At 34.8% G+C, this 13,255-nt stretch carries 8 protein-coding genes; all 8 read right to left on the reverse strand.

Annotated elements, in window-relative coordinates; all coding sequences use genetic code 11:
• Positions 1-2: 2 nt before the first annotated feature.
• Positions 3-380: a DoxX family protein gene (locus ACPF9A_RS18670; protein WP_423999325.1), complete on the reverse strand. Its 378-nt coding sequence runs from the start codon at positions 378-380 to the stop codon at positions 3-5.
• Positions 381-613: 233 nt separating this feature from the next.
• Positions 614-3,025 (reverse strand): alpha-ketoacid dehydrogenase subunit alpha/beta, encoded by a 2,412-nt coding sequence (locus tag ACPF9A_RS18675; RefSeq protein ID WP_423999327.1) that lies wholly within the window; start codon positions 3,023-3,025, stop codon positions 614-616.
• A gap of 157 nt (positions 3,026-3,182) precedes the next feature.
• A complete protein-coding gene (locus ACPF9A_RS18680; RefSeq protein ID WP_423999329.1) occupies positions 3,183-6,032 on the reverse strand; it encodes a metalloprotease in 2,850 nt (949 codons plus the stop codon).
• Between the two features lie 8 nt (positions 6,033-6,040).
• Positions 6,041-6,727 carry a TIGR00730 family Rossman fold protein gene (locus tag ACPF9A_RS18685; protein WP_133687382.1) on the reverse strand — a complete coding sequence of 229 codons (687 nt, stop codon included), beginning with the start codon at positions 6,725-6,727 and terminating at the stop codon, positions 6,041-6,043.
• A gap of 42 nt (positions 6,728-6,769) precedes the next feature.
• Entirely contained in the window at positions 6,770-9,601 is a 2,832-nt protein-coding gene (uvrA, locus tag ACPF9A_RS18690) for an excinuclease ABC subunit UvrA (protein WP_423999331.1), read from the reverse strand.
• A gap of 167 nt (positions 9,602-9,768) precedes the next feature.
• Entirely contained in the window at positions 9,769-10,605 is an 837-nt protein-coding gene (locus ACPF9A_RS18695; RefSeq protein ID WP_423999333.1) for a universal stress protein, read from the reverse strand.
• 68 nt (positions 10,606-10,673) lie between these two features.
• Positions 10,674-11,726, reverse strand: coding sequence for a response regulator (locus ACPF9A_RS18700; RefSeq protein ID WP_423999335.1), 1,053 nt, complete (start codon positions 11,724-11,726; stop codon positions 10,674-10,676).
• A gap of 3 nt (positions 11,727-11,729) precedes the next feature.
• Positions 11,730-13,241: a PAS domain-containing sensor histidine kinase gene (locus tag ACPF9A_RS18705; RefSeq protein ID WP_423999337.1), complete on the reverse strand. Its 1,512-nt coding sequence runs from the start codon at positions 13,239-13,241 to the stop codon at positions 11,730-11,732.
• Positions 13,242-13,255 lie beyond the last annotated feature (14 nt).

Here is a 13,255-nt window from a genome sequence, read left to right on the forward strand (position 1 = left end):
GTTTACTTTTTGTCGATACCGAATTTACCAGGACCTAATAATGCAATGGTAATAAAGGAAACTAAGTAAAATAATGCTTTCTCTTGCGTACCAAAATCATCTGCACCGTGCGCAATAAATGCTGCAACTGCCATAGTAATGGCTACTGGTATCGCTGCTAAACGAGTTTTAAAACCAATGATGATTAATATTGGGCAAATAAACTCCCCTATTACAGCTAAAAATAAGGAAGGAGTTTCACCAATACCAATAGGGTCTGCAAATTGAAAATTACCCGAAATTAGCTTTTGAAATTTTGGAAGACCGTGGGTCAACATCATCGATGAAATTGCAATTCTAAAAAAAGCTAAGCCAATATCTTTTAATATGGTATTTTTCATTAATACAGAATATTTACTCTAAAAGTATCATTTTTTTTTGGTTTTTCTAAAATATGAAAGCGCTCGTAATGTATTAATTATAAAAATTTTATAGCTGAACACAGGGTGGCTTAGTTATCAGTATGTTAAGATTTTATAGGCAGCTATTAAAATAATTATATTTTTTTACGCGAGAAATTGGCGCATAAAAAAATCCCAAAATGGATGGGATTTTTCTTACTTATTTTTGAAAATTATCTCAATTTCGGATAGTCATCAGGATTTACTTCATGCATTATCGCATAAACCTTTTCAAAAATATCTTCTCTGTTCGGTTTTGAGAAATAATCGCCATCAGTACCGTAAGCAGGTCTATGTGCTTTTGCACTTAAAGTTTGTGGTGTACTATCTAAATATTTAAATGCACCTTGTTTTTCTACAATTTCATTTAAAAGATAAGCAGAGCATCCGCCAGGTACATCTTCATCTATTACCAGTAAACGGTTTGTTTTCTTGACACTTTCTAAAACCTCCATTTTAATATCAAAGGGTAGTAAGGTTTGCGCATCTATTATTTCTGCGCTAATACCTACTTCAATTAATTCTTTGGCTGCTTTTTGTACAATACGTAGTGTAGATCCATAAGAGACCAAGGTAATATCGCTTCCTTCTTTTATAGTTTCAACTTTACCGATCGGTGTACAGAATTCACCAAGATTTTTGGGTTTCTTTTCTTTTAATCGATATCCGTTCAGACTTTCTATTACCAATGCAGGTTCGTCACTCTTTAAAAGTGTGTTGTAGAAACCGGCAGCTTGTGTCATGTTTCTAGGTGCAAGAATATACATTCCTCTAAGTAAATGTATTAGTCCGCCCATTTCAGACCCGGAATGCCAGATACCTTCTAGTCTGTGGCCTCTTGTTCTAATGATTAACGGTGCTTTTTGTTTACCAGCTGTTCTATATAATAGCGTGGCTAAATCATCTGTTAGAGTAGATAGTGCGTAAAAAATATAATCTAAATACTGAATTTCGGCAATAGGTCTTAGTCCTCTTAAGGCCATTCCTATTCCTTGACCAATTATTGTAGTTTCGCGAATACCGGTATCTGCAACACGTATTTTGCCATATTTTTCTTGCATACCCTCAAGACCTTGGTTTACATCACCAATGGCGCCTGTATCTTCTCCGAAAATTAGGGTGTTTGGGTATTTCTCAAATAGCTTGTCAAAGTTATCTCTTAGAATAACTCTACCATCTACCTGTTCTTCATCGTCATTGTATTCAGGAGAGATGGCGGTAACGTTTGTGGCTTTATTATCATTTTCGCTATATAAATGCGAGCTATATTTATGTTGCGATTCTTTTAGAAATTTAGCAGTCCATTGAATTAGATTTTGCTTTTCTTGCGAATTTTCTCCTAGTAAATAGCGTAAAGATTTTCTTGCTGAAATTGCCAAATCTTTTCGAAGTGGCTCTTCAACTGCAATTAGATCATTTTTTAGTTTATTTAGGAAATTCTTGTTGGCACTTTTAGTAGCAGCTTTTTCTATGATGTTGATCAATACAGACTTCTCAGTAAGGTTATCCTTTAGATACTCGTCCCAAGCTTGTTTTTTTGCTTCTCTTACGGTACGCTTTATTCTTTTTTCAATAGACTCAAGCTCTTCGGTAGTTGCAATGCCCGATTCTATAATCCATTCTTTAAAGCGTTTATTACAATCATGGTCACGTTCCCATTCTAAGCGAGCATTATCTTTATAACGTTCATGTGACCCAGATGTAGAGTGACCTTGTGGTTGTGTTAATTCGCTTACATGAATTAATACTGGTACATGTTCTTGTCTTGCAATATCTGCCGCATTTTCATAGGCATGCATTAAAGCAGTATAGTCCCAACCTTTTACTCTTAAGATTTCATATCCTTTTTCGTTTTCGGTTCGTTGAAAACCAGATAGAATTTCTGAAATATTTTCTTTTGTAGTATGGAATTTTGCAGGTACCGAAATTCCATATTCATCGTCCCAAACACTAATGACCATAGGTACTTGTAATACACCCGCAGCATTTATAGTTTCAAAAAACATGCCTTCACTAGTACTGGCGTTACCAATGGTTCCCCATGCAATTTCATTACCGTTTACGGAAAACTTGGCGCTATCTAGTCCTTGCTGATTTCTATATACTTTAGATGCTTGTGCAAGACCTAAAAGTCTAGGCATTTGCCCTGCAGTACATGAAATATCTCCACTACTATTTTTTTGTTTTGTTAGATCTTTCCAACTGCCATCAGCGTTTAAACTATGCGTTAAAAAGTGACCACCCATTTGCCTACCCGCACTCATAGGTTCTTTTTCAATATCTGTGGTAGCGTAAAGGGCGTGAAAAAATTCTTTTGGCTGTAGTAGACCTAGAGCCATCATAAATGTTTGGTCTCTGTAATAGCCACTTCTAAAATCACCATTTTTAAATGACTTCGCCATGGCTAATTGCGGTAATTCTTTACCGTCACCGAAAATACCGAACTTGGCTTTACCGGTTAGTACTTCTTTTCTTCCCAATAAGCTACAGGTTCTACTTAGAAAAGCAATTTCGTAGTCATTGATAATTTGTTCTTTGAAATCTTCAAAAGAAATATCATTACTGGTTTTAGAAGAAACATCCATGTATTATATGTGTTTATACAAAATTACCGAATCAAGTACTTTTTAGCAACGCTGTACAGAGTTAATTTATTCCATATTTTTCAACAAATTTGGTATAATATTGTAAATATGTGAATTTTAACTAAAAATAGTAGGATCTGTATTCAGATTTAATAGTTTAAAACCATTTTCTTGTGAATAGTCCTGTTAAGGTTTTCGGACTGACAGTGATGATAAATCTTATTTTTTCACCATAGTTGGGTTGCGATACTTCCCAGCCATTATTTGAGTAAACCGGCAAATACAATTCAAAATAATCTGTTACCAGATTTAAACGTACCCCAGAATCATAAACGAACTTGCCATCAAGCCCCTTATTCTTCACTAAACCTGCATCACCATATAATTCTATCCATTTCCATAGGTTGAAACTACCGTTTACCGTCGCCATCCAATCATTAGAGAATCTATATTGTTGATCAAGAAAAGATTTGAATCCGCCTTCGGCAATAATAATCTGTTGACTATATATACCAGAATCTTCTGATCTACCTAAATACCCATAATCAAAGAGGTAATCGGTAGGGCGGTCAAGGGCAAAACTAAAGAAATCTGTCTGTGTATTATTGCTTAAAAACTTACCTGCGAAAAATCGAAGATTCAATTGTCTATTGTTATCAAATAATTTTCGATATTCATATTCAAACGATAGCTTGCTAAAACTACCTGCTAATTGAAAATCTGCAAACCAGAAATTATAATCTAATATGCCATTATTTCTACTGGTATAACGCGCGTTAAATACACTGTAATCAGGATTTCCCGGGTCGTTAGCCAAAGATAAAAGGGCAGGATCAAAATCTCTAAAAATATTTACATACCTGAACGAAAGAAAATCTCTTTTATTCGATAATAAATCTGCGGGTCTAAAGCCAAAACTTAAAGATGGTGTTATAGACGAATATCTAGAGTTTTCATTAAAGTGAGAGGTGCCGGCACCGATATTATATTGAGCAACATACAACCCGCTTTTACTTAAGTATTTTCTATAACTGAATTTTCCAGAGCCTACAAAAGCTTTTTCTCTAAAGGAGTAAGAGGGAGAGAAATCATACACAAATGGTCTTTCTAGTAAGGTTTTGTTATATAAACGCATACCTGGGGTCCAACCATCATAAACATTAAAACTCAATACAGGAACATAAAAAACTTGATTGTAATATGGATTTTCAGCATCTTTAAAGAAGGTGAACTTTAATTTTTTATTACTCGATAAAAATCCCTTTAAAGATTTCCAGTTGTCTCGTTGGTTAAATTCTGGTATTTTTTTGTCATAATTTAGAACTAGCCTATCTTCTTGGTTATTAGGTATAGCAAAGGTTTCTTCAAATTCAATATCACTAAACCAATATTCAGAAACCACAGAATCTTTTTTGAGTCCGAATACCGAAATAGGTACATTGGTACCCTCCTTATTTTTTATGGTAACTAGTAATGAATCGGTGTCTTTCTGTACTTTTTTTATTTTGAAATCGATTTTACGATCTGTAGATACATAATCTTTAAAAAACCAATTGATATCTTGTTCGGTAGAGCGTTTTAAAATCGATTCAAAATCATGAACTTTGACAGTATTTAATTTATAATATTCAAAAAAGGTCTTTATACTTTCATCTACGTGTTCTTTACCAATATAATCTGCTAAGTAAGCTAAGCCTAAACCTGCTTTATACTTATTTGCGATTTTCTGGTTGAATTTTATAAGCGAATCGTTCGAGGTCTGTAGGGCTTGATCTAAATTTTTACGTGCCGTAAGGTTGTATAAAAAAGCATACTGGTCATTGAAATCCATCTTTGCCAATTCAAAACTTCTAAAGCCCCAAATATTTGATAGTTTACCCATCATCTTTTGATCAGGGTAATATTTATCTATATAGGCTATCATTAAATAGTTGGCGATTGCACTGTTCAACCATTGTTCTTTACGCGGATTCAAGAACATGGTTTCTCTTAAAATACTGTTGATTGCCGTTTTTAAGAATTTCATTTCGAATTGAAATTGTTCTTCGTACGGGCGTATAAAAGAGGGGAGTTGGTTTAGACCATAAAGTGGGTCTTTGTTATAATCTAACTCACTTACTAATATTTTCTCATGAGGATAATCTCCTAAGTTTTGGTGAATAAAATTGGCGACTTTATTGATTGATAATCCTTGACCAATAATACTATATCTTGGTGCTCTGATATCGGTTAAAAAGGTCATGTATGGTGTGCGGTGTGTAAAAAAGTCTTCTTGCGGACTAAGTATTATTTCGCCACCACGTTGCAGGTTTCCCTTTAATTGCGCGAACTGCCCACTCGGAAATTTTGATTCGGCGTCAATATCAAAATTAGAGGCAATGTTTAAGCTGTCGGGATATTTAAAATTAATGACCGTATTGGTCTCGTTCATATAAAGATCCTCTAGATTTTTATTTGAATACAGATGCCATTTACCATCATATACCGCAGGTGTTAAGTACCAGTCTTTTAGGTAGTAGTCGCCTCTGTTGCCATAACCATAGGGAGTATATTTATTCGGTGGTAGTTTTACCTTATAGGTAATGAAAATTTTCGTAGAAGTGTTGGGTAACAATATATTGTCAAGAGTTACCTTTAAAATGTCTTTACCTTCGGTACGGCTCCATTCAAGTCCGTTATAAGAATCGTCTACTACACTTATAATGGTAGTTTTACCTCGCTCATCGGCTTTGGCCAAATGCAGCGATTTTTTGAATTCTTGTGCAAATCTTTTCGCTAGTCCTGTATTTTTATCTGAGTAGGCATTCGCCCAATCATTAAAATATATTACCCCTAAGTTGTAATTAGAGTTGTTGTAATACGTGAATTCTTGACGAATATCGAGCTCTTTAGTGTACTCGTTTAAAGTAACACTAAGGTCGGTTTCGTACTGAGCAAAACAACTAGTCGAATTAACAACTAATAATAAAATACAGGAATAGAGAAATGAATGAAAATTTCGTATCAAGGCTAAGATTAAAAATTAGGACTCATGCTATGCCCTTTATAAAAGGTATCTATGATCTCAACAACTTCTTCTTCTGTATCTACAATCTGAATAAGATTCAAATCTTCGGGACTAATAGTTCCCATTTTAAGCATGGTGCCTTTTACCCAGTCCATAAGTCCGGTCCAGAAATCGCTACCCACTAAAATAATAGGGAATTTTCCAATTTTATGCGTCTGTATCAACGTGATAGCTTCAAATAGCTCATCTAATGTTCCGAATCCGCCAGGCATTACCACAAAACCTTGAGAGTATTTTACGAACATCACCTTTCTTACAAAGAAGTAATCGAAATCTAAACTCTTGTCATTATCGATATACGGATTGTCGTGTTGCTCAAAAGGCAAGTCAATATTTAAACCTACCGATGTACCACCTGCAAGGTTCGCACCTCTATTACCAGCTTCCATTATACCAGGGCCACCACCAGTAATTACGCCATAACCTGCTTCTGCAATAGATTTTGCAATTGATACTGCTAGTTTGTAATATGGGTCTTCTTCTTTTGTTCTGGCAGATCCAAAAATAGATACACATGGTCCAATTTTACTCATGCGCTCAAAACCATTTACAAACTCTCCCATTATTTTAAAAATGGCCCAAGAGTCATTGGTTTTTATTTCGTTCCAGCCTTTATGATGTTTTTCTGATCTCATTCTTTATTTTATATGCTATTTAGATAGATTTTTATCTAATTATTATTTTAATTCTCTCTTTAAAAACTCTGCAGTATAACTTTTCTTGTCTTTTGCAACCTCTTCTGGCGTGCCTTTCGCTACTAACTGCCCACCTGAGCGTCCGCCTTCGTAACCGATATCAATAATGTAATCTACCATTTTAATTACGTCCATATTATGCTCAATAACTAACACGGTATTTCCTTTATCAGCTAAAGTATTCAAAACATCCATTAAAACCCTAATATCTTCAAAATGAAGTCCGGTTGTAGGTTCATCTAAAATATAGAAGGTATTGCCCGTATCTCTCTTCGAAAGTTCTGTTGCCAATTTTATACGTTGCGCCTCACCACCTGATAGCGTTGTCGATTGCTGCCCTAAAGATATATAACCTAAGCCAACATCTTGTATGGTCTTTAACTTACGATGTATTTTCGGAATAAGTTCAAAAAATGACACTGCTTCGTTTATGGTCATTTCTAAAACATCTGAAATGGACTTGCCTTTGTAACGTATTTCTAGCGTTTCTCTATTGAATCTTTTACCGTTACATGTTTCGCATTCTACATAAACATCTGGCAAGAAATTCATTTCAATAACTCGTAGTCCGCCTCCTTGACACGTTTCGCAACGCCCGCCTTTTACATTAAAACTGAATCTACCAGGTTTGTAACCCCTAATAGATGCTTCAGTAGTTTTTGCGAATAGCGAACGTATTTCGCCAAATAAACCAGTATATGTCGCCGGGTTTGATCTTGGTGTTCTACCAATTGGCGATTGGTTGATATCAATAACTTTATCGATGTGCTCTAGCCCCTTAATTTTCTTATACGGCATCGGTTTTTTAACGCCATTGAAATAATGGGCGTTCATAATTGGATAAAGCGTTTCGTTGATTAAAGTTGATTTACCACTACCAGATACTCCCGTAACGCCAATCATTTTTCCTAAAGGAAATTTGACGGTTAAGTTCTTTAGGTTATTACCAGTACAACCAGATAATACAATTTCATGACCATTACCCGGTCTTCTCTTTTTTGGGACTTCAATCTTCCTTACACCGGTCATATAATCGGCAGTAAGCGTATGAACATTTTTTAATTCTTCAGGCGTACCTTGAGATATAATTTCTCCGCCGTTTTTACCTGCTCTCGGACCGATATCAATTACATGATCAGCTCTTTCTATCATATCGCGGTCATGTTCGACCACAATTACAGAGTTACCTATATCGCGTAAAGACTCCAGCGATTTGATCAATCGTTCATTATCTCTTTGGTGTAAACCGATACTTGGCTCATCTAATATATAAAGTACACCGACCAATTGGGATCCAATTTGGGTAGCTAATCGAATACGTTGTGCTTCACCACCAGATAACGATTTAGAGCTTCTATTCAATGATAAATAATCGAGGCCAACATCTAGTAAAAATTGTATTCTAGTGCTTATCTCTTTTATAATCTCTTCGGCTATCTTCAACTGATTGCCGGTAAGTTTTTTATCTAAACCATTAAAGAATGCTGCTAGTTCTACAATGTCTAAATTGGCTAACTCGGCAATATTCTTATCTTCTATTTTAAAGTAAAGTGATTCTTTTTTAAGACGGAAACCTGTGCATGACGGACACGTAATTCGGTCCATATATTCTTTTGCCCATCGTTTAATTGATGTTGAGGCAGCTTCTTCGAACTGATTTTTTATGAAATTAGAAATTCCTTCATAATCAATTTTATAAGTTCGTTTTACGCCTAATGTTTTAGAGTCTACTTCAAAACTTTCTTTACCGCCATTTAAAAGAATCTCAATGGCTTCAGCAGGAATATTTTCAATAGGATCTGTTATTTGAAAATTATAACGTTCTGCTATGGTTTCGATCTGTTTAAATGCCCAAGATTTTTTATAGTCTCCTAATGGGGCTATTCCGCCACCTTTAATAGATAGTTTTTTATTAGGGAATATCTTCTTTTCATTTACTTCATACACATGACCTAAGCCACTGCAATAAGGGCACATCCCTTTTGGTGAGTTGAATGAAAAAGTATTAGGTTCTGGGGTAGGATAGGAGATACCTGTTGAAGGGCACATTAAATCTCTACTGAAATATCTTGGTAGATCGGTGCCCTCTTCTAAAACCATTAATACATTGTCGCCACTATACATAGCTGTATTTATAGTTTCAGATAAACGTTTATGAAAATCTTCGCTTTCAACTACTTTTAAACGATCAATGACAATCTCTATATCGTGCACCTTGTAACGATCCACCTTCATGCCTTTAACGATATCTTTTACTTCACCATCAACGCGAACCTTTACGAAACCCTGCTTGGCAATTTGTTCAAATAGTTCACGGTAATGACCTTTTCTTGATTTAATTACCGGCGCAAGAATGTTGATTTTCTTCTCGTTATACGATTCAATGATCAAACTTTTAATTTGTTCATCGCTATAACTTACCATTTTTTCGCCTGTGTTGTAACTATGTGCATCTGCTGCACGGGCAAAAAGTAGTCTTAAGAAATCATATATTTCGGTAATAGTACCAACCGTAGATCTTGGCGACTTAGAAGTCGTCTTTTGTTCTATGGCAATAACAGGAGATAAACCATCTATTTTATCAACATCTGGTCTTTCTAAACCTCCTAAAAATTGTCTGGCATATGCAGAAAAGGTTTCAATATAACGCCTTTGACCTTCAGCATAAATAGTATCAAAAGCCAACGAAGATTTTCCACTACCAGATAAGCCGGTTATAACAACCAGTTTATCTCGGGGAATGGTAACATCTATATTCTTTAGGTTATGAACGCGCGCGCCCTTAACTTCTATATTTTCTTCAAAATTAATCATGTATTCATAGCAAAGGTGCAAAAGTACGATTTTGAGTGCTAATTACATACGTTCTTATGTTCTTTGAAAAGGCTGATTATCTTAAATTTTTGATGCAATCGCTAAAAAGTGATGGTGTTCATCTAATTGTAAAAAGAACAAAACTAAATCATGATCATAAGTATAAATTACTCATGCATGACCAATAGAGGAACAGAGGTTTGGTGGCTTAGTTCTTCAACAGAGTTGTTAAAGAATACTTGTTGAAATAGGTTTAGATTTTTTGCGACCATTGTCAGCATTTCAATTTTATTTTCTTCGATATAATTTAAAATTGAATCTCTAACGTTTTTACCTAGAATATGATTAAAGCTATGATTTTCGGTAAATAGTTCTTTTAAATAATCATGTAGATAGGCTTGGTTGATTACTTGAGTATTTGAAAAATTAGGTTTTGATTGCGTTACGTGAATTACTTCTAGCTTCGCATTCGAAATTTCAAGTATCTCTGTAAGGGAGTTTAAAATAGGGTAGGTGTAGAACAGATTAAAGTCTGTAGGAAATCCAATTTTTATCGGATTTTTAATAATCGTATTTTCGGGTATAACCAACACATTACAGGCTATTCTTGTTATTACATTTCCCGTATTACTACCAATGATAGATGCCTTTATGCCCGATGCACCTTTTGTGCCCATTGCTATTAAATCAATCTTTTTGTCATCTACTGTTTTTCTAACCAAATCAATTAAATTACCATATTCCTCTAAGGCAATAAATTGATGTAACGCATTGCTCGTTAAATTTGAAATTTGTTTTAAAAGAAGTTGTAGATTTTCTTTTGCAGATTTTCTTATGGGGCTATTCATTACCATTAAAGAATTGCTTTGAATGTCAGAATTACTTAGCTCATCGACATGTAAGATGTAAAATAGACACCGTTCATTTGTGAACATGTTTACGGCGTATTCTAGGGCATTCCATGAATTACTAGAGAAATCTGTGGGAATTAAAATATGTTTCATTCAATTGACTTACCAAACAAAAGTAAATCGTTATTGAAACGTGATAAATGATATATATCAGCTATCGTTTAATTTACATATTGTAATGCTTTAATTTCCATGATTTGAATGTTGCGACCTTCAATAGCAATAAGGCCTTCTTTTTTAAAACCAGATAACGTGCGTATTAGACTTTCGGTCGCTATACCTGCTACACTAGCAAGATCGTTACGTGAAATTCTAATGGGCTCATTTGGTTTAGTATTCATCACATCGGCAAATTGTAATAAGGTTTGTGCTGTTTTTCTGCGAACAGAACTATAGGCCATTTGTAATAATTGAGCCTTTATATTAGAAATATTTGCAGATAAAAGCTCCATAAGTTCCATAGAAATGGTCTTGTTTTCGTTCAGTATTTCTGTTAAGCTTTCTTTAGAAATACCTGCTAGCTCAACATCGCTCATTGCCGTAGCCGATTCTTGATAGGGTACATTGTTCAAAAAAGAGGTGAAGCCTAAAAAATCATCTGCTTTAGCTAATGATGTTATTAATTCTTTGCCATCAGGATCCATATTGTAGCATTTTACCAGTCCTTTTAAAACGAGATAAATTTTGTTAGAGCGGCTATCTTCATCGTAAATTTTTTCTCCTTGCTTAAAATTTACGACCTCACCATTATCATCAAAGAAGTTTTTAAGTTCATGAATGGTGCGCATTTCATTTTCAGAAACTCCGTGTTCTTTTGAAGTTTCATCTTGCATACGTAACAAAAGTTCAGCTTTCGCCAACCTGCTTTCTACGGCACTCATTAAATCTTCTTCTTCAAAGGGTTTGGTTAGGTAGTCATCTGCCCCAAGGTCCATTCCCTTTCGTATTTCTTTATGCTCGGTTTTCGCAGATAGAAAAATGAATGGTATTTGCTTTGTTTTTTCATTACTAGAAAGATTTTCAAGCACACCATAACCGTCGACCTCAGGCATCATTATATCGCAAATGATAATATCTGGTAAATTCTCAATGGTGGCTGTAATACCTATTTTTCCATTAGGTGCTGTTATGACACTATAGCCAGCTAATTCTAAAAGTTCTTCTGTATTTTCTCGTAAGGCCTTATCGTCCTCGATCAATAAAATTCTTTTCATCTTCTAGTTGGTTTTTAATTTGGGTATGCTCAGTGTAAAAGTTGACCCTATGCTTTCTGTGCTTGAAAACTCAAGACTGCCACCTAAGTTTTCTATATGTTGTTTTGCGATATTTAAACCAATGCCGGTACCTTGTGTCAATAATGCGTTCTCTGCTCTAAAATAACGATTAAATATGTGTTTTTGCTCTTCTTCTGGTATACCAATGCCTTCATCAATTACGCTAATAGCGTAACCAGAATCTTTTATGTCCACCTTTATATCAATAGTGGAATCTTCTGGGGAGTATTTAATAGCATTATGTACTAAATTGGATAGCGCCAATTCTAAGGTCTTTTCATCGAAATTTATATTTAATTCATCAATGTTTTCTGGGTAGCGAATCTGTTGCCCAGACTTAAGTAGCATGTTAGCATTATATACTACTTCATTTACAGTTTTACTAAGTGGAAATCCTTCGATTTTATAATTCACCTTGCCAGATTCTAACCGCTCTACAGATAGAAAATCATTAAGAATGGTATCTAAGTATTTAACTTTATTTTTTATAGTTGTAACATGCTTATCTCGCTTTGGTTGCTGTTCTGTTTCGGTATATTTACCTAATAAGGTTATAGATGTTAATATACTGCTTAAAGGCGTTTTAAATTCGTGCGAGACCAATGATAAGAAACGTGTTTTAAGCTCGTTCAATTCCTTTTCTACTGCAAGAGCTTCTGTTAGTTGTTGGGTACGTTCCTCCACTATTTTTTCTAAGTTTTCTGTGTAGTTTTTTCTCTCTGTGATATCTAGAATAAAAGCAACAAAAACTTTTTGATCAAGTAAATTTGATAATTGTAGATGTACTTCAACGGGGTACGAAGTTCCGTCCTTTCTTCCATGTCTGGTTTCGAACTTTACTTTTGAGGTTTCAGCATTGACTAATGGAGAGACCAATGTATTGAATTTAGATAAATCCATATCGGGCTTAATATCAACCGGCGTCATAGTGTATAACTCTTCAAATGAATACCCTATATTTCTTTGAGCTTCTTTATTTACATTCAAAAACTTAAACGTATTGGCATTAAAAATAAAAATTTCATTCAACGATTCGTCAAAAATTCGTGCCCAGTGGCTTAGTTCTTCCTCTCTATTTTTACGTTCTGTAATATCGATGACCAATGCCATTACATAGGTTGCGCCATAAAATTCGAACGGATTCAAACCTGCCTCAACAGGAAACTCTTTTCCGTCTTTACATATGCCGTACAGATTTCTGCCGTGCCCCATTTGGCGTTTATCGCTCTTTGCGATAAAATTATCTACATGGGCATCATGACCCGCATGGTATCTTTTGGGAATAAGAATATCTAAAGGCTTGCCAATTAGTTCGCCTTTTTCGTACCCAAACATTTGTAGTGACGAGGTGTTTGTGGCTACAATAATTTGATCGGCATTTACAACGATAATACCTTCTGAAACACCTTCTGATAGTAAGTTGAAAATGTCACTGTTTTCTTGAAAATCCTGCATGTATCAAATATATC

Source organism: Maribacter sp. IgM3_T14_3, assembly GCF_049603095.1.
Classification (GTDB): Bacteria; Bacteroidota; Bacteroidia; order Flavobacteriales; family Flavobacteriaceae; genus Maribacter.

Coding starts and splice junctions, on each gene's coding strand:
- ACPF9A_RS18670 (WP_423999325.1), bottom strand. CDS start 380: ATGAAAAATACCATATTAAAAGATATTGGCTTAGCTTTTTTTAGAATT.
- ACPF9A_RS18675 (WP_423999327.1), bottom strand. CDS start 3,025: ATGGATGTTTCTTCTAAAACCAGTAATGATATTTCTTTTGAAGATTTC.
- ACPF9A_RS18685 (WP_133687382.1), bottom strand. CDS start 6,727: ATGAGATCAGAAAAACATCATAAAGGCTGGAACGAAATAAAAACCAAT.
- uvrA (WP_423999331.1), bottom strand. CDS start 9,601: ATGATTAATTTTGAAGAAAATATAGAAGTTAAGGGCGCGCGCGTTCAT.
- ACPF9A_RS18695 (WP_423999333.1), bottom strand. CDS start 10,605: ATGAAACATATTTTAATTCCCACAGATTTCTCTAGTAATTCATGGAAT.
- ACPF9A_RS18700 (WP_423999335.1), bottom strand. CDS start 11,726: ATGAAAAGAATTTTATTGATCGAGGACGATAAGGCCTTACGAGAAAAT.
- ACPF9A_RS18705 (WP_423999337.1), bottom strand. CDS start 13,241: ATGCAGGATTTTCAAGAAAACAGTGACATTTTCAACTTACTATCAGAA.